Consider the following 17,144-nt stretch of genomic DNA (forward strand, 5'->3'; position numbering starts at 1 on the left):
TGATGAGATCCCCGCTTCGGCGGGGATTTCGTGCATCCGGGCCAGTAGCATCCTGAGTATGGCCATCAAGCTGGAGAACGTCGGCATCGCCGTCCGCGACCTCGACGAGACCATCTCGTTCTTCGAGGAGCTCGGACTCACCGTCCTCGGACGGGACACCATCAGCGGGGAATGGGCCGACACCGCGGTCGGACTCGATGGCAATCATGCGAGGATCGCCGTGCTGCAGACCCCGGACGGAAACGGGCAGCTCGAACTCTTCGAGTACATCCACCCGGCGGCGATCGAGACGGAACCCACCCTCCCCAACGAGATCGGCATGCACCGCGTCGCGTTCTCGGTCGACGACATCGACGCGGCGCTCGAAATAGCCGCGCGGCACGGATACCACCCACTGCGCGGGGTCGCGAACTACGAAGACGTCTACAGGCTCACGTACCTCCGCGGTCCCAGCGGGATACTCCTGATGCTCGCCCAGGATCTGCGCGCGACCTGATCGCCCTATCGATCCGCACGCCGGGTGCCGACCCCGGGGATGTCGTTCTGCGGGGACTGGTCGGGGATCTCGCCCGACTGATCATCGCTGACCTCCACCGCGTCGACCGCTCCGCTGTCCGCGCCCTCGCCACCGGGCGGCACCTCCTCGCGGGGTTCATCGGGCTTCTCTTCGCGCTGCTCGTGAGTCATCGCGCACCTCCTTCGCGGCCCTCACTGTAGGTGCGTGCAGGAGGGCCACGAAGCGCCTTGACAGGCGTCTAACCGACCTGCATCCAGACCAGTCCGAGCGCGAGCGGCAGGAGCGGTGCGAGCACCGCGGCGAGGATCGGCCCGAATCGGGTCCGCGTGTCGAGTGCGCGGGCGGCCGCCGACAGGCTGTCGCCCGCGCGGCGGTGCGCCTCGGCATCCAGAGGCGGTGCGGCCTCGTCCCGGTACAGAGCCGTGCGACGAGCGAAACGTTCGTGCAGCACGCCGACGACGGCGAGGAAGCCGCTCAGCTGCGCAGGGTCGGTCAGGTCGACGGGGGAGAGATAGAGATGCAGGGTGCCGTCGATGATCTCCAGATCGCAGCCTGACGCATGATCGAGCAGGATCGCCATGAGATGCGGCGTGAGCAGATACAGTGCGTCGACTTCGTAGGCGTCGGGAACGGACACCTCGAACACATCGCTGAAGCCCCCCTCCAGCGTGAGTTCGTTCCAGCCGCGGGGTACACGCGGCAGGGCGCTCAGCGCGCCGGCGATGCGCCGCGAGCGCAGCGTGATCCGCGGCGCCTCCGCGCTGAGCGGGATCCGCACCATCCGGGTCGTGTGCAGGCTCGCCCCCTCCCCGTCGCCGACGCTGAAGACGCGCTGTGCCGAATCGAACGGAGTCGGCTCGGGCGCTGCAACGTCGTCGAGGGTCGTCCGAGCGGACCGAGGGATCTGCTCGTCGATCGAGCCGCCCCAGACGCGATCGCTCACATCGGCCGCGTACTCCCATCCGAGATCGGTCGCGAGCGTCCACAGTGCCGCACGTCGTCTGATGCCGCGGCGCACCGTCGCCGCCGCGTACGCGACGACGACGGCGCCGATGGCCGCGACGACGACCTGCGCCAGCAGCAGCTCCGCGCCCCCCCAGGGCGAAGCCGATCGGCAGCAGGTAGAACATCACGACGGCGGCGACGGCGAGATAGCTCACCGCAGCCGTGACCACGATCGTGCCGGAGCGGTGCCGTATCGGCGTGCCCTGCGCGTGCTCGTAGGAACGGATCAGCGACATCGTCAGGGCTTGTAGACGATCGCGATGTGCAGCTGCCCGTTCTCGCGCACCCACGCGAGCCAGCGCGGCCGATCCTCTCCGGCGAGCCGCTGGATCGGGATGACGAAGACGCCCCGATCGGGGCGGCCGAGATCGCGAAACTGGGGCTTTTTCGAGATCCAGGTCGTCCCGCCGCCGTCCCACGGGCTCAGATCGCTGTACGTGTAGCCGTGCTCGCGCAGATTGGCGGAGTCGGACAGGGCCTCCGCCTGCGGTCGCAACTCGGCGAGGACGTCTTCCGGCACGGTTCCGTCGAGGGTGAACGCCGCGACGTCGTAGACGTTGTCGTCGCCGTAGTCGCGCGTGGCGACGAGGGCGAGCTCGGTGACGCCTTTGTCGGCGTTGCGCGTCCACAGCGCGTGCGAGTTCTTGGCCCGCTTGTTCATCAGGAATCCGCCGAAGTTCGCCTTCTGGAAGGCGAAGTCGTCGAGTTTCGCGGCGATCGCTGCGCGTGAGGTCATGAGGGTCCTGTCGTCCTTCTCCGTCGGGATCGGTCGTCCCGCTCGACAGACGACGCTACGAGACATCGGACCCTCCCGATCACGACTTCGGCGTCGGTACTCCGCAGGTGCGCTCAGGAAAAGCGAAAGGACCCGGTCGCGTGAACGCGACCGGGTCCTTTCGGATCAGATCAGAGGGCGCGGATGTTCGTCGCCTGGGGGCCCTTGGGGCCCTGCTCCGTGTCGAACTCGACCTTCTGTGCTTCCTCGAGGTTGCGGTGTCCGCTGCCTGCGATCGCGCTGAAGTGCGCGAACAGGTCTGCGGAGCCGTCATCGGGAGCGATGAAGCCGTAGCCCTTGTCGGAGTTGAACCATTTGACAGTGCCAGTGGCCATGCTGTGTTTTCCTTTGTGTGTTCGTGGGCCAGTATGCGGCCCGTCATACTCTGCCGAATGATTCGACGGAGCAGTCTGTGTGCCCTCGGGCTGACGGCGGCGGTCTTTGCGGCCGTAACGATGAGGGATGAGATGGAGGATGAGAGGGGGAAGCAGTCACCTGCGCGATGCGCATTCGGACTGATGGAAAGTCGGAGAGCCCGACCGCCATCGTGTAGTTGTGTGTTCAGCCTAGCCCATACTGCCTGCGAACATGCCGGGCGTGTCACAAACGCACCATGAAACGATGGATGCATGAGCTCAGCGAACCTGACCCGCCAGGAGACAGCAGCGCGATCCGCGGATTTCACCGTGCACAGCATCCGCGTCGAATTGGATCTCACGGGTGCGCCTGACCCGAACCGTACCGGGTTCCCGAGTATGACCACGCTGAGTTTCGATGCGTCGACGGACACCACATGGATCGACTTCATCGGGGAATCGGTCGACGCCGTGACCGTCAACGGCGAAGAGCAGATCGTGGATCACGACGGTGCCCGCGTCCGCATCACCGGGCTGACCCAATCCAACTCCGTCACGATTCGTGCGACCGGGGCGTACAGCCGCTCCGGTGAAGGTCTGCACAGGTTCGTCGACCCGGTCGACGGCGCGACGTACCTGTACACGCAGTACGAGCCCGCCGATGCGCGTCGGGTCATGGCGTGCTTCGAGCAACCGGACATGAAGGCGTCCTATGCGTTCGTCGTGCACGCACCAGCCGGATGGCAGGTGCTCTCCAATCAGGCGCCGGCATCCACGCTCATCGACGGGGCAGTGCAGACGGTGGAGTTCGCTCCGACGCTGCCGATCTCCAGCTACATCACCGCAGTGGCAGCCGGTCCCTATCACCGGTTCGAAGGCTCGTGGCAGCGCGGCGAGCAGATCGTGGATCTCGGCATCCTGTGCCGTGCATCGCTCGCCCAGCACCTGGAAGCGGACGAGATCATGACCGTCACGCAGCAGGGGCTCGACTTCTTCACCGACGCGTTCGCGTATCCGTACCCGTGGGGGAAGTACGACCAGATCTTCGTCCCGGAGTACAACCTCGGTGCGATGGAGAACCCCGGACTCGTCACGTTCACCGAGGCGTACATCCCCCGGGGGGCCGCCACCGACGCTCAGCGCGCCGGGCGGGCGAACACGATCCTGCACGAGATGGCGCACATGTGGTTCGGGGATCTCGTGACGATGCGCTGGTGGGACGACCTGTGGCTGAAGGAGTCGTTCGCCGACTACATGGGCTCGCATTCCTCGGCGGCAGCGACCCGTTTCACGGATGCATGGGTGACCTTCGCCAACCGCCGCAAAGCCTGGGCGTATCAGCAGGATCAGCTGCCGACGACGCATCCGATCGTCGCCGACATCCCCGATCTCGAGGCGGCCAAGCTCAACTTCGACGGCATCACCTACGCGAAGGGCGCTTCGGTGCTCAAGCAGCTGGTCGCCTTCGTCGGAGAGGACGACTTCTTCGAGGGTGCGCGGCGCTACTTCGCCGCGCACGCGTTCGGCAACACGACGCTCGAGGATCTGCTCATCCAGCTCGAGGAGGTCTCGGGCCGCGACGTGCGCGCCTGGTCACGCGCGTGGCTCGAGACGACGGGTGTCTCGACGCTCCGACTGGAGACGGATGCCGATGGGCGCCGGATGCTGGTGCAGACCGACCCTCGTCCGCATCGCCTGCGGATCGGCCTGTACGACCTCGTCGACGACCGGCTGGAGCTGCGGGAGAAGACCGAAGTGGACATCGCTGAGGCGCGCACCCCGGTGGACCTGCCTGACGCGGACCTCGTGCTGATCAACGATGACGACCTCACCTACGCCAAGGTGCGCCTGGATGCGCGCTCGCTCGTGACGGTGGCGTCGGCACTGTCGACGCTGGGCGATGCCCTTGCCCGTGGACTCGTCTGGTCGGCGCTGTGGAACGCGACCCGCGACGGCGAGCTCCCCGCCGGACGGTATCTGGAGATCGTCCGCACCCACGCGGCGGCGGAGGAGAACATCTCCCTGCTCACCGGCGTGCTGGCCAATGCGGCCTTCACGCTCAGCCATTACGTCCCGGAGTCGGCGCGCGCCGACGAGCGGGCCGCCTGGTCGCGTACGACCCAGCAAGCGCTGGATGCCGCAGACGCCGGCAGCGATGCGCAATTGTCCTGGGCACGGGCATTCGCCGCGGCATCCGCATACGATGCGGGCACCGCCGATCGGGTGCGCGCGGTCCTGGCAGGAGAAGGGCCGGAAGGGCTTCCTGTCGATCCCGAGCTGCGCTGGGCCTTCCTCACGGCGCTTGCGACGGTCGGGGCTCTCGACGCCACCGGGATCGCGGCTGAATTGGCGAACGATGACACCGCCGACGGGCGGACGGCCTCGATCCGCGCGCTGGCCGCGCGCCCGGATGCCGTGGTACGGGATGCCGCATGGACCGCTGCGTGGACGGACACGAGCCTCTCCAACGATCACCTGGACGCGACGATCGGCGGGTTCCGTGCCGGTGGCCGTCGCGATCTCATCGCCGGGCACGATGCCGAGTACTTCGCGCGTATCGGTCCGGTCTGGACGCAGCGCAGCATCGAGCTCGCATCGCGACTGGTGACAGGACTGTTCCCGCAGACGGAAACGCTCGAGCTCGTGGACGGGTGGCTCGCGGAGAACGCTGATGCACCGGGCGCGCTGCGTCGGCTCGTGATCGAACAGCGCGATCATCTGGCGCGCGACCTCCGCGTACGCGCGGCGCAGAGCTGAGCACCCCGGCGTCGCCGACTAGAGGTCGGCGACGCCGAGTTCGGCGAGCTTCGCCTTGCCGACGGCGGTGATCTTCAGCGCGCGATCGTCGCGGCGACGTCGAACCCAGTCGCTCTCGATCATCGCGTCCAGAAGCGCACGTCCGAGTCTGCCGGCGATGTGCGGTCGACGTTCGGTCCAGTCCGCGCACGGTCGGACGGCGGCGCGGCGGGAAGCGGGCCAGGGGAGCGCGATTCCGAGCTCGCGGGAGATCGGGTCGATATCGCCGTCGACGAGAGTCCATGATCCGGAGTCGGCACGGACCCACCCGCGCGCGAGGGTGATGTCCGCGATCGCGACGCCGACGCGTCCGGCCAGGTGGTCGTAGCAGGACCTGGCTTCGCGCATCGCGGTTCGTCGATCGAATCCCGTGAGGGAGCTCACCGGCGCCTCTCCGGACAATCGCACGAGGGCCTCGATCGCGTCGGCGACCTCCGGCCCGGCCAGCCGCGCCATCCGGCTGCGTCCGCGTCTCTCTATCCGGATGAGGCCGGCGTCCTCCAGACGCGACAGGTGCGCGCTGGTCGTCGACGGTGCGATTCCGGTTCGCGCGGCGAGTGCGCCGGCCGGCAATGGCGGCCCGCCGAGCAGCTCGTGCAGGATGCGCAGGCGAGCCGGTTCGGCGATGACTCGGCCCAGCTCGTCGAGGGGGAGAGAGGACACGTCGGTCATCGTAGTGCCGCTCTGGCCGCCTCCGGATCATCGACGACGAGCACCTTCCGATTCTCATGGTCGCTGTACTGCACCTCGAGTTCCACACCGGCCGCGGCGAGGCGATGCATCATCCTGCCGAGTTCACCGGGGACGTCCGCCTCGAGCGGGACGACGATCGTCTCGCGCACGCGCACGCCCTCGAAGCCTGCACGACGCAGAGCGTCGGCCGCGGCATCCGCATCGTCGACGAGGTAGTGGGCGACTCCGCTCCACATGCCGCCACCCTCGAGGCCGACACCCGCTGCTCCGAGGACTTCGCCGACCTTCGCGAGCGAGGAGGCGCCGTCCGGCACCGCGATCGCGATGTCCTTCATGCGATGATGTCCACTTCGGCGGTGATCGTCACCGGGGCGGCCAAGCTGTTCGCGATGAAGCACTGCTCGTGCGCATCCTGCAGCAGTGCCCGCACCGTCGCCTCGTCGGTGCCGCGCGCCACGATCTTCACGTCGAGAGTCACCTCGGTGATGCGCATCGGCGATGAATCGGCCGGCATCACCGCGCGTGCCGAATCGGTGCAGCGGACGATGTCGACATGCGCGAGCGCTGCGACGGCGAGGAACGAGAGCAGCTGGCACGAGCTCGCGGCGGCGAGGAGGAGCTGCTCGGGGTTCGCCGACCGAGCGTCTCCTCGGAAGGCGCTGTCCGCGCTCAGCGAGAGCGTGACCTCGTCGTTGATCGCCACCGTGTGCGCGCGGTCGTACGCGCGGTACCCGACGCCGGTGCTGCCGGACCAGTCAAGTCCGGTCGTGTAGATGTGATCGGTCATGCGCCCATGATTGCTCAGCGACGTTTCGGTGGCGGACGAAGTGTTCGAGCTCGGCGACCGTGCTGCGTCCGAGCGCCAGATGGTCGGGGCGGTCGTCGCTGAGAGTGAGGAACACGAGAGCGAGATACGCGGCCCAGGCATGAGCCCTGATCCAGGTCGCCTCGTCGTAGCGCGCGCCGGTCGCAACGCGGAAGCGATCGCGTCCTTCCGCGTCGAACAGCAGCCACCCGACGGCGAGGTCGTACGCCGGGTCGCCGGCGGTGACGTCTCCGAAGTCGATGAGCGCGGTGAGCGATCCGTCCCGGACGAGGATGTTGCCGGGGTGGAGGTCGCCGTGTATCCAGACGCGTTCGCTGCTCGCAGGGGCGGTGAGGCCGGCATCCCATGCTTCGCGGAGCGCGGGCAGTTCCGGATGCGAAGCGAGACGTGTGCTCATGACGTCATCGCGATCGACCAGCGGGACGCCCCGTGCGGGGTTGTGCGGGGCATCGGCCGGTGCCGGTACGTGCAGTGCGACCAGAGCGGTGGCGAGGGCCGGCGCCCAACGGGCGTTGTCGGCACGAGAGGAGGCGAAAGCCGTGGCGCCGTCGATCCACGGCACGACGGACCACGGCCAGGGGAAGGCTCCGCTCGGACGTCCGGCGACGACCGGGACGGGCGTGCGGATGCCGAGCGCTGCGAGGTGCTTGCCGAGCTCGGGGAGGGCGCGCTGCTCGTGGGAGATCAACGCGACCGCGAGTTCGCGCCTTGGGATGCGTACGGCGAGATCGGTCCCGAGACGCCACATCGTGTTGTCCCATCCGTCGGAGACGCGCGTCAGCGGAAGGTCCGCGAGTTCGGGGGCATCGTGGCGCAGGAGCGCACGCACGTCGGCCTCGTCGAGCGTGCGTTCGGCTGCGGGGGAGTCCGCCATTCTCAGAGGTCGAGCGATTCGCCCGGCTCAAGGACGAAGAACTCTCCGCCATCCTGCTCGGTCGCCCATTGCAGACGCGCACGATGCATGTTCTTGCCGATGACGGAGAGCGTCATGTCGTGAACGCCGAATGCGCGTCGGGGTTTCACGGCGAGGACGAAATCCATCGCCTCTCCGATCTTCAGCCATGGTGCGCCCAGCGGGGCGGCGAGCGTGTCGACGGTGACGTCGGCCGGGATCGCGTAGGAATCTCCCGGGTAGTAGAGCTCATCGTTCACGAGGACGCCGAGATTCTGGATCTCGGGCAGCGACTCATGGATGACCGCGTGCTCGCCGCCGAAGAAGCGCAGAGTGAAGTGGCCGGCCGTGACCGTGTCACCGGCAGAGACGATCGTGATCTCGTGGTCGCCTGCGGCGGCGGCGACCCCAGCCGGTGCGAACACCGGGATGCCAGGAACGTCACGCAGGATCCGGTCGAGGTGCTCCGGCGTCCAATGGTCCGGATGCTCGTGGGTGATGACCACGGCGACGACGTCGCCGAGGTCGTCGAGCGGTGTCGTGAACGAGCCGGGGTCGACGATCAGGGTGTCGCCGCTCTCGTCGATGCGGAGCGTGGCGTGTTCGTACTTGGTGACGCGCATGTGAAGAGTCAACTCCGTCCCGGCGCGCGCAGCAAACCCGATTTCGGTGCGCCACGCCCGGGATCTGCGCGAGCCCGGCCTCGATTTTGCGGAGCGAGAAATGCCGTGGCATACTTGAACGGTTGTCGCGGGACGGAAACGCTCCGCAAGACGGCCCCATCGTATAGCGGCCTAGTACGCCGCCCTCTCACGGCGGTAACGCGGGTTCGAATCCCGCTGGGGTCACCGCAACACCGAAAACCCTCGGCTCAGCCGAGGGTTTTCGCGTATCCAGGGCGATCACGCCGGGTCGAGCGGATCGACGGCGCCGTCCCGCGAGCCGGCCACCCACAGCGCCGCCAGTGTCCCGACCAGCGCAAGACCCGCCAGGACGACATCCAGCCCGTAGGCGGTGATGGCGAGGATCGGAACGACGAACAGCAGCACGGCCACCACGGTCGCTCTCGTCGACGGGAATCGCGGCGCACCGGCCGGCGGCACTCGCTCGAAACGCACGAGCCAGAGCGACAGCAGCCAGACGACCGCGAGCACGAGGATCAGGAACGGCACGCGCGTCCACCACCACTGCGGGCTTCCCGGTTCGGGCAAGGGCAGCGGCAGGATCAACTGGATGCCCGTGAGCACCATGATCACCGGCAGATGCCACAGGTAGATCGTCATCAACCGCGAACCCAAGAGGAACACGATGCCCTGTGCGGCCTTCAGCCGCATCAGCGCGGTCAGCGGCGCGTGCAGCAGGGTCAAAGCGGCTGCCTGGACGACCGCGAACACCGCCATGGTCGCCGTCGGCGGCCACTGGTTGCCGAGCATGCTCCAGGAGTAGCCGCCCAGCGACACGAGCCCCCATTGCAGGGCGTACCCGCCGCCGATGACGAGCAGCAGCTGCCACCACCGTCGACGCGCGAACCAGCCGTCGTAGAGGAAGAAGCCCACTTGCTGGGCGAACAGCCACACGAACATCACATTCGGGATGCCGAAGATCTCCTGCCCCAGTCCGTATCCGTACGGCGGCACCGGTTCTATTCCCAGCATCCCTCCGACCACGATGAAGCGCACGGCGTCGACGGCCAGCATCGCCGCGAGCAGTCCGACCAGCACGAGCGCGCCGGAGCGCTCGTGCCACCGCATCATCGCCGGAGCGAGGGCCTGCACGATCATGTACGCCGCCAGGAACCACAGCGGTGAGCCGACGCCGATGGCGATCCCGTCGACCAGAGCGGGGTCGAGCCGGAGCGCACGAGCGGCAGCGAGGACGAGCGTGAAGAACACGAACACCGCAACAGCCGGGCGCGCGAGCCGCGCGAGACGGACCCGGACGAAGGCATCGGCCGTCACGCCCTTCGCCACCGCCGATCGCCAGCCCGCGCGTGCCGCGTAGCCGCCGACCACGAAGAAGAGCGGCATGATGTTCGCGATCCAGGTGACGGCGTTGAACCAGCTCTGCAGTTCGACCGTCTTCTCTATCAGCAGCGACCCGTCCGGGTTGCGCCCGACCCCGGTGAAGAGGATGTGCACGAACACGACGAGCACGACGCAGAAGACGCGTGCCAGATCCAGGGTGAGATCGCGCCCAGCCGGGATCGTCTTCGTGGCCGCTTCGGTGCGAGTCATGACGCGACTGTAGCGCGGCATCCCGACATCATCCGGCAGCGTCGGGCGACCGCAGGGACATCTCCCGGAAGGTGCGCTTGCTCAGCGGCATCGTCATCAGAAGCGCCATCGCGCCGCCGTACAGGGCGAACGGCACCCACAGAGGCAGAATGCCGGCCAGCGCACCGAACGCGGCCATCGCGACCGGCATCAGGCAGTCGTCGCCCAGTCGCAGGATGGAGCCGAGCCGGCCGAGGAAGTCCGGGGCGGCCGTCGCGGCGAACGTCGCGCTGAGCAGAGCGGATGCGAAGCCGGCCGTGAAGCCGATGATGAGGGCACCCGCTCCGACGACGTACGGGGAGGCGATCCCGAGCGCGACGATCCCGGCACCCTGGAAGATGAGGGCGATGAACGCACCCCGTGCTTCATGCCGGGGCCGCCACTTCACGACGACCAGGGCGCCGATCATCGCACCGCCGCCGACGAGCGCCTCCAGGATGCCGACGGCTTCGGCGCCCCAGCCCCTCTGGGTCGCCTGCAACGGGATGCCGATGGCGATCGCCGGCCCGACGGCGAGGTTCAAGCCGGAGAGCGCGATGACGAGCGTGCGTGTCGCGTGCTCGGTGCGCAGGTGCCGGAACCCGTCCGTGACGCCGCGCAGCACGCTCTGCTCGGTCGATGCACGCGGCAGCGCGAATCTCGGACGAAGCCACAGCACGATGAACGCGATGACGATGGTGTAGGTCAGGGTGTTGATGGCTGCGCTGCCGGCGATGCCGAACGCCGCCACCAGGAACCCGCCGGTGGCAGCACCCGCCATGGTCCCCAGCCGGGAGAGCGTCTGGCTGAGCGCCGAGTAGGCGGGCAGATCGGCAGGTGCGACGAGCTGGCGCGGCATCGTGCCGGCGGCCGGCTCGAAGAAGGCGTCGCAGAGCCCGAACGCGACGCTGGCGATCAGCAGGAGCGCTACTGTCGGCGGCGTCGCGAGGCACCAGATCGCGACCGTCACGAGCACGACGACCCGCAACGCGTTGAAGACGACCATGAGTCGTCTGGCGTTGCCGCGATCCGCGTACGCGCCGCCGATCAGCAGCACGACCGCCCGGGGTACGGTACCGGCAGCGATCACGAGACCGGCGACGGCGGGGGAGGCGATCTGCACCGCGGTCCAGGCGAAGGCGATCGTGAAGATGGCGTCTCCGGCGTCGGAGAGCGCCTTGACGAGCAGCCAGGTCTGCACCATCCGGTCGCGCGAGAAGGCGGGCGGCTGCCGCAGCATCCGGGGTTCGATCGTCGAGGTCATCTCACACCTCGGTGGGGAAGCCGTGGGCGAAGAAGAAGACCGGCAGACGCTCCTGTCCGTCCTCGCGGTCGATTCCCGCGCCCCACTCGTCCAGCATCGCGTTCAGGCGCTGTCCGAGATCGCGGAGCTCGGCCGGGGTCGCCCACTTCAGCGTGTCGGTCGCGAATCCCTCGACGTCGCTGTCGCGCGAGACCCGATGCCATCGCTGCAGTCGGTCCAGTTGATGGCGCACGTTCGCGCGTTGCGCCTCTCGTGCCAGCATCGCGTCGGCGGGGGAATCGAAGTCGGATTCCGACCAGGTGATCCGGCGACGCGCCAGCTGCCACCAGCTCGTCCGCTTGTCCCCGGTGGGGTCGTCGGTCTGCTCGACGATGCCGGCCTTCTGCAGCATCCGCAGGTGGTGGCTGATGCTGCCCACCTGCGCGCCGAAGGCTTTGGCGAGCGTTCCGACCTGCGTCGCCTCGTGCAGCTGCAGGTAATCGATGATGCGCCGACGCAGCGGATGATGCACGGCGGTGATGACGGAGATCTCTTCCACGCAGGCAACGCTAAGCGGGAACCCGGATTCTCACAAGACTTCTTGTATACCCCGGAAAATCAAGGATCAACACCGCTCATTCGGAAGTTCGACGCCGCCGCGCGCGCAGCACCAGCCACACGATCACCAGTACCACTGCGGCCACGGCGATCCACGGCAGCAGGAACCCGAGCGCGATCACCAGTGCGTTCAGCGACACGATCAGGCCGTTCCATCCGGCCTGCAGGCCGTCCGAGAACCCGGCCGGGTCCGCCTTCGTGGTCGTCGCCTCGGGCACGAGCTCGATCTGCAGGGACGACATCGCCACCTGATCTTCGAGCGCCGCCAGTTGCTGCTGGTAGGACTCCAGCTCTGCCTGCCGGTCGGTCAGGGCGACCTCCGCCTCGATCAGCTCGGATACCGATCCGGACTGCGACATCAGCTCGGTCAGCCGGGCGACGGATGCCTCGAGTGCGTCAACTCTGGCGCGCAGATCGATCGCGGTCGAGGTCACATCCTGCTTGGTGATGGACGACGACACGACATCGCCGGCGTCATCGAGCTCGGCGATCACGGCGGCGAGATCCTCGGACGGCACGCGGATGCTGATCCACCCGTATCCGCCGTCTGGCGGCGCGGGCATCGATATGTCGGTGGTGGCGGCCTTCGAGACGCTCGTGCTCTCGACGTATCCGCTGTGCTCCTCGGCGACGTCTCCGATGACGCTGACGGCGGCCGGGACATCGGCGACCTCGACCGTTGCGTATGCCGAGGCGATGATCTCGCGGTCGGCGGGGGCATTCAACTGGAACTCCGTGTCGACGGACCCGACGTCATCCAGTGCCGCGCCGTCCTGACCTGTCGTGGCCGACTCGGCGGACATCTCGGGCACAGCACCACCGGACGAGCTCTCCTCCGTACTCATGTCGGCGGTCGTGGACGACGGCATCACGGCGTTCATGATCGGGGGAGTGATCAGGATGCCGAGGGCGAACGCCGCGGCGATGCCCGCACCGGTCAGCCAGCGCCGACGGCGCTGTCGCGACCGTGCGGATGCCGCGACGACTCTTGCAGGCTCATCGGCGATCCGGTCGAACACCGCATCCTCGATGCGGGCCACGGCCTCGTCGGACAGCTCCGGAAGAGCAGTGCTCTGCTCGTTCATGCGTCTCTCACTTCCTTGACGGCGCCACGCAGCTGCGTGCGCACTCGAGAGAGACGGTTGCGGACGACCGCATGGCTGACGCCGAGCTCATCGGCGGCGGCCTGGTAGGCGTAGCCCTCTGATGCGCACAGTCGGAAGATCTCGCGGTCGAGCTCGCCGAGCGTGCCGATCTCGGCGGCGATGCGCTCGGCCAGTTCGGCTGAGATGACCTGATCCTCGACGCTCACCGTGTCGGCGATCGTCTCATCGGGTGTCTCGGCCGTGTGCTCACGGTCGCGGATCCGTCGGCGCAGGCGATTGGCCGCCTGGAACCGGCAGATCGTCGCCAGCCACGGCAGGATCGACTCGCCGGCCAGCTCGAGCTTCGGGAGCTTTCGCCAGGCGACGACGAAGGTCTCCTGCGTGACATCCTCCGCATCCACGACCGTTCCGAGGATCCCGTGCGCGATCCAGTAGACCGGGCGGACGTGCGCGCGGTAGATCGCGCGGAAGGCGCTCTCGTCACCCGCCGCGGCCCTGGCCGCCCATTCCTGGTCTTCCGATCGCTCAGGCATCCTGCTCCGTTCGGTGTCTCTCACCTCGGAAGTGTCGAAGGATGCCCCATCGTCTCAGAAACGGTGCGCGGTCAGTGAGTGGCCTCGTGATGTGCGGCGATCGCGGTCTTCTGGGACATCCGATCGATCCACGCGAGAGCGAGTGCCGAGACGATGAACACCATGTGGATGACGACCTGCCACAGCACGCCGGTCGGGGTGTAGCTGCCGATTTCGGTCTTCGTGCCGTCCGCGTCCATGTTCCCCACGGCGATGAACGTCTTGAGCAGATGGATCGACGAGATGCCGATGATCGCCATCGCGAGCTTGACCTTGAGCACGTTCGCGTTGACGTGCGACAGCCACTCGGGCTGATCGGGGTGCCCCTCGGTGTTGATGCGCGACACGAATGTCTCGTACCCGCCGATGATCACCATGATCAAGAGGTTCGCGATCATGACGACGTCGATCAGGCCGAGCACGCTCAGCATGATCACCGCCTCGTCGATATGCGTGATGTTGCCGAACACGTCTTCCGCGATCAGGTGCCAGAGCTCCACCATGAAGACGACGACATACACCACCTGAGCGACGATCAGGCCGAGATACAGCGGAGCCTGCAGCCAGCGGCTGACGAAGATGAGGGATCCGATGGCGCGCGCCCAGCCGTTGCGCGGGGTGGTCTCGAGCGGGTCGGCGGAGGTGTCGATCTGAGAGGTCACGGCGACTATTCCATCATGTCCGGTCGGCGGGCTGAACCTCCGCTACGATGAATACCTGCGAGAGGGAGTATCCCGTCCTCGCGCCCTCGTCATCACGAGCACCGACAGCGTTGCTCCGGGGGCGCGGCGCACCTGGTGCGTGGGAGAGACTTTCGGTCCGTTTCCCTACCCTCTCGAAAGGTGCCGTGCGCCCTTGAACATCCCCGTCTGGTTCGAGGTCACCTCCCTGGTGGTCCTGACTCTCATCCTCATCGGAGACCTTCTGCTGGTGCGGCTGCGTCCGCACATCCCCTCGACGAAGGAGTCCTCCCTCTGGGTGGCTTTCTACGTCGGTCTGGCGCTCATCTTCGCCGTGTTGCTGTACTTCATCGCCGGCGGTCAGTTCGCCGGCGAGTTCCTCACCGGCTGGGCGCTCGAATACAGCCTGTCGATCGACAACCTCTTCGTCTTCGTGCTGATCATGGCGCAGTTCTCTGTTCCGCGGCGTCTGCAGCAGCAGGTGCTGATGGTCGGCATCATCATCGCGCTCGTTCTTCGCGGCATCTTCATCCTGGCCGGCGTCGCGATCATCGAGAACTTCTCGCCGATCTTCTACCTGTTCGGCGCCTTCCTCATCTGGACCGCGATCCGCCAGGCGATGCCGGAAGGCGACCACGAGGGAGAGGCCAAGCGCGAGAACTTCATCGTGCGCCTGCTGCGCCGTCGCATCGACATCAGCGAGGAGTACGACGAGGGGAAGCTGCGCACCACCGTCGACGGCAAGCGGATGTGGACGCCGATGATCATCGTCTTCGTCGCGATCGGCGTCACCGACCTGATGTTCGCGATCGACTCGATCCCGGCGATCTTCAGCATCACCCAGAACAGCTTCCTGGTGTTCACCGCGAACATCTTCGCGCTCATGGGTCTGCGCCAGCTGTACTTCCTCCTCGGCGACCTGCTCGACCGTCTGCGCTACCTGCACTACGGCATCGCCGTCATCCTGGGCTTCATCGGCATCAAGCTGATCCTGCACGCCATGCACGTCAACGAGCTGCCGTTCATCAACGGCGGCGAGCACATCGAGTGGGCCCCGGACATCCCGATCTGGCTGTCGCTGACCGTGATCGTCGCTTCGATGGGGGTCGCGACGATCGCGAGCCTCATCGCATCCGCGAACGAGAAGCGTCGCGCTCCGGAGGAACTGCACCCCGAGCCTCCGACGCACTGACCGGCGTCACAGGGCGGAGCCACCCGCCGCAGCGGTGTAAACTGACCGACATGCGGCGGGTGGTTCTTCTTCTTAGCAGCCGCGACGAGACCTCGTTCTAAGGCCTTTCTCGTCGCGGTGTCCAGCGTGGGCCGCCCTGCGAATCCCGGAGACGAAAGACGCATGACCATCGACGCATCAGACATTCCCGCCCGCCCGCGCACGCTCGCCGAGAAGGTCTGGGATGACCACCTCGTCGTCAAGGGCGAGAACGGCGAACCCGATCTCATCTACATCGACCTGCACCTCGTCCACGAGGTCACCAGCCCGCAGGCCTTCGACGGTCTGCGCACCGAAGGGCGGCCGCTGCGCCGGCTCGACCTGACGATCGCGACCGAGGATCACAACACCCCGACGCTCGACATCGACAAGCCGATCGCCGACCTCACCAGCCGCACGCAGATCGAGACGCTGCGCCGCAACGCCGAGGAGTTCGGCGTCCGCATCCACTCGCTCGGCGACGCCGAGCAGGGCATCGTGCACGTGGTCGGGCCGCAGCTCGGCCTCACGATGCCGGGCATCACGGTCGTCTGCGGCGACTCGCACACCTCGACGCACGGCGCGTTCGGCGCGATGGCGTTCGGCATCGGCACCAGCGAGGTCGAGCACGTCATGGCGACCCAGACGCTGCCGCTCAAGCCCTTCAAGACCATGGCCATCACGGTCGATGGCGAGTTGAAGCCGGGCGTGAGCGCCAAGGACATCATCCTCGCCGTGATCGCGAAGATCGGCACCGGCGGCGGTCAGGGTTACGTCCTGGAGTTCCGCGGCAGCGCGATCCGCGCCCTCTCCATGGAGGGGCGCATGACGATCTGCAACATGTCGATCGAGGCCGGCGCCCGCGCCGGAATGGTCGCGCCGGATGAGACGACCTTCGCGTACGTCAAGGACAAGCCGCACGCGCCCCAGGGCCAGGACTGGGACGATGCCGTCGCCTACTGGCGGACGCTCCCCACCGACGAGGGCGCCGCCTTCGACGCCGAGGTGTTCATCGACGCGAACGAGCTCGAGCCGTTCGTCACCTGGGGGACCAACCCAGGGCAGGGCAGTTCGCTCTCGGCATCCGTACCGGATCCGGCCGCGATCGCCGACCCGAACGAGCGCGCCGCCGCAGAGCGTGCGCTGGAGTACATGGCGCTCACCCCTGGCACTCCGCTGAAGGAGGTGCCGGTGGATGCCGTGTTCATGGGCTCCTGCACCAACAGCCGCATCGAGGACCTGCGCGCGTTCGCGTCGATCGTGAAGGGACGCAAGAAGGCCGAGGGCGTCCGAGTGATGGTCGTCCCCGGCTCCGCACGTGTGCGTCTCGAGGCCGAGGCCGAAGGCCTCGACAAGGTCTTCATCGACTTCGGCGCCGAGTGGCGCTTCGCCGGCTGCTCGATGTGCCTGGGGATGAACCCGGATCAGCTGGCCCCGGGGGAGCGCTGCGCCTCGACATCCAACCGCAACTTCGAGGGACGACAGGGCAAAGGCGGGCGCACCCACCTGGTGTCGCCGCTCGTCGCCGCGGCCACTGCCGTGCGCGGCACACTGTCCAGTCCGAGCGATCTCGCGCCCGCCGACGAGCTGATCGGAGCCTGAC

19 protein-coding genes and 1 tRNA gene are annotated in these 17,144 nt (G+C 67.4%); 5 read left to right on the top strand and 15 right to left on the bottom strand.

Going from position 1 to position 17,144, the window contains the following annotated elements; translation table 11 throughout:
* Nucleotides 1–58: 58 nt before the first annotated feature.
* The gene (locus ACI7YT_RS07635) at nt 59–496 is read left to right on the top strand and encodes a VOC family protein (RefSeq protein WP_406249958.1); all 438 of its coding nucleotides are present in this window, start codon (nt 59–61) and stop codon (nt 494–496) included.
* Nucleotides 497–501: 5 nt separating this feature from the next.
* On the opposite strand, the gene ACI7YT_RS07640 is transcribed toward ACI7YT_RS07635, so the two are convergent.
* The 4 genes from ACI7YT_RS07640 to ACI7YT_RS07655 all read right to left on the bottom strand — a co-directional run bounded on the left by ACI7YT_RS07640 (nt 502) and on the right by ACI7YT_RS07655 (nt 2,632).
* Nucleotides 502–687 carry a hypothetical protein gene (locus ACI7YT_RS07640; RefSeq protein ID WP_406249959.1) on the bottom strand — a complete coding sequence of 62 codons (186 nt, stop codon included), beginning with the start codon at nt 685–687 and terminating at the stop codon, nt 502–504.
* Nucleotides 688–755: 68 nt separating this feature from the next.
* Nucleotides 756–1,535 (bottom strand): hypothetical protein, encoded by a 780-nt coding sequence (locus ACI7YT_RS07645; RefSeq protein WP_406249960.1) that lies wholly within the window; start codon nt 1,533–1,535, stop codon nt 756–758.
* Between the two features lie 225 nt (nt 1,536–1,760).
* Nucleotides 1,761–2,258 (bottom strand): hypothetical protein, encoded by a 498-nt coding sequence (locus ACI7YT_RS07650; RefSeq protein WP_406249961.1) that lies wholly within the window; start codon nt 2,256–2,258, stop codon nt 1,761–1,763.
* A gap of 170 nt (nt 2,259–2,428) precedes the next feature.
* Nucleotides 2,429–2,632 (bottom strand): cold-shock protein, encoded by a 204-nt coding sequence (locus ACI7YT_RS07655; RefSeq protein ID WP_264157619.1) that lies wholly within the window; start codon nt 2,630–2,632, stop codon nt 2,429–2,431.
* A gap of 294 nt (nt 2,633–2,926) precedes the next feature.
* Here ACI7YT_RS07655 and pepN point away from each other — a divergent pair, with 294 nt between their 5' ends.
* Nucleotides 2,927–5,410 (top strand): aminopeptidase N, encoded by a 2,484-nt coding sequence (pepN, locus tag ACI7YT_RS07660; protein ID WP_406249962.1) that lies wholly within the window; start codon nt 2,927–2,929, stop codon nt 5,408–5,410.
* Between the two features lie 18 nt (nt 5,411–5,428).
* Here pepN and ACI7YT_RS07665 read toward each other — a convergent pair whose 3' ends face one another.
* The 5 genes from ACI7YT_RS07665 to ACI7YT_RS07685 are packed head-to-tail and all read right to left on the bottom strand — an operon-like array spanning nt 5,429 to nt 8,483.
* Nucleotides 5,429–6,112: an ArsR/SmtB family transcription factor gene (locus tag ACI7YT_RS07665; RefSeq protein WP_406249963.1), complete on the bottom strand. Its 684-nt coding sequence runs from the start codon at nt 6,110–6,112 to the stop codon at nt 5,429–5,431.
* A gap of 5 nt (nt 6,113–6,117) precedes the next feature.
* Nucleotides 6,118–6,477 carry a hypothetical protein gene (locus ACI7YT_RS07670; protein ID WP_406249964.1) on the bottom strand — a complete coding sequence of 120 codons (360 nt, stop codon included), beginning with the start codon at nt 6,475–6,477 and terminating at the stop codon, nt 6,118–6,120.
* On the bottom strand, nt 6,474–6,929 hold the full coding sequence (locus tag ACI7YT_RS07675) for an OsmC family protein (RefSeq protein WP_406249965.1): 456 nt from the start codon (nt 6,927–6,929) through the stop codon (nt 6,474–6,476). Before ACI7YT_RS07675 ends, ACI7YT_RS07670 begins: the two co-directional genes overlap by 4 nt.
* Entirely contained in the window at nt 6,898–7,842 is a 945-nt protein-coding gene (locus tag ACI7YT_RS07680; RefSeq protein ID WP_406249967.1) for an aminoglycoside phosphotransferase family protein, read from the bottom strand. The genes ACI7YT_RS07675 and ACI7YT_RS07680 overlap by 32 nt, the downstream gene beginning before the upstream one ends.
* Nucleotides 7,843–7,844: 2 nt before the next feature.
* Complete coding sequence (locus ACI7YT_RS07685; RefSeq protein ID WP_406249969.1) at nt 7,845–8,483, bottom strand: MBL fold metallo-hydrolase; 639 nt, start codon at nt 8,481–8,483, stop codon at nt 7,845–7,847.
* A gap of 152 nt (nt 8,484–8,635) precedes the next feature.
* On the opposite strand from ACI7YT_RS07685, the gene ACI7YT_RS07690 reads away from it, so the two are divergent.
* A tRNA-Glu gene (locus tag ACI7YT_RS07690) sits at nt 8,636–8,708 on the top strand.
* Between the two features lie 54 nt (nt 8,709–8,762).
* On the opposite strand, the gene ACI7YT_RS07695 is transcribed toward ACI7YT_RS07690, so the two are convergent.
* The 6 genes from ACI7YT_RS07695 to ACI7YT_RS07720 all read right to left on the bottom strand — a co-directional run bounded on the left by ACI7YT_RS07695 (nt 8,763) and on the right by ACI7YT_RS07720 (nt 14,313).
* A complete protein-coding gene (locus ACI7YT_RS07695) occupies nt 8,763–10,094 on the bottom strand; it encodes an acyltransferase (RefSeq protein ID WP_406249970.1) in 1,332 nt (443 codons plus the stop codon).
* A gap of 28 nt (nt 10,095–10,122) precedes the next feature.
* Nucleotides 10,123–11,376 (bottom strand): MFS transporter, encoded by a 1,254-nt coding sequence (locus ACI7YT_RS07700; protein ID WP_406249971.1) that lies wholly within the window; start codon nt 11,374–11,376, stop codon nt 10,123–10,125.
* A 1-nt stretch (nt 11,377) separates the two neighbouring features.
* The gene (locus tag ACI7YT_RS07705) at nt 11,378–11,914 is read right to left on the bottom strand and encodes an ArsR/SmtB family transcription factor (RefSeq protein ID WP_406249972.1); all 537 of its coding nucleotides are present in this window, start codon (nt 11,912–11,914) and stop codon (nt 11,378–11,380) included.
* Between the two features lie 76 nt (nt 11,915–11,990).
* On the bottom strand, nt 11,991–13,058 hold the full coding sequence (locus ACI7YT_RS07710) for a DUF4349 domain-containing protein (RefSeq protein WP_406249973.1): 1,068 nt from the start codon (nt 13,056–13,058) through the stop codon (nt 11,991–11,993).
* The gene (locus ACI7YT_RS07715; RefSeq protein ID WP_406249974.1) at nt 13,055–13,612 is read right to left on the bottom strand and encodes an RNA polymerase sigma factor; all 558 of its coding nucleotides are present in this window, start codon (nt 13,610–13,612) and stop codon (nt 13,055–13,057) included. The genes ACI7YT_RS07710 and ACI7YT_RS07715 overlap by 4 nt, the downstream gene beginning before the upstream one ends.
* Before the next feature lie 71 nt (nt 13,613–13,683).
* Complete coding sequence (locus ACI7YT_RS07720; RefSeq protein WP_406249975.1) at nt 13,684–14,313, bottom strand: TIGR00645 family protein; 630 nt, start codon at nt 14,311–14,313, stop codon at nt 13,684–13,686.
* 193 nt (nt 14,314–14,506) lie between these two features.
* On the opposite strand from ACI7YT_RS07720, the gene ACI7YT_RS07725 reads away from it, so the two are divergent.
* Nucleotides 14,507–15,523, top strand: a complete 1,017-nt coding sequence (locus ACI7YT_RS07725; RefSeq protein ID WP_406249977.1) for a TerC family protein — start codon at nt 14,507–14,509, stop codon at nt 15,521–15,523.
* 162 nt (nt 15,524–15,685) lie between these two features.
* Complete coding sequence (gene leuC, locus ACI7YT_RS07730; protein WP_406249979.1) at nt 15,686–17,143, top strand: 3-isopropylmalate dehydratase large subunit; 1,458 nt, start codon at nt 15,686–15,688, stop codon at nt 17,141–17,143.
* The last annotated feature ends 1 nt before the right edge of the window (nt 17,144 follow it).

It is taken from the genome of Microbacterium sp. M, assembly GCF_045181065.1.
Taxonomy (GTDB): Bacteria; Actinomycetota; Actinomycetes; order Actinomycetales; family Microbacteriaceae; genus Microbacterium.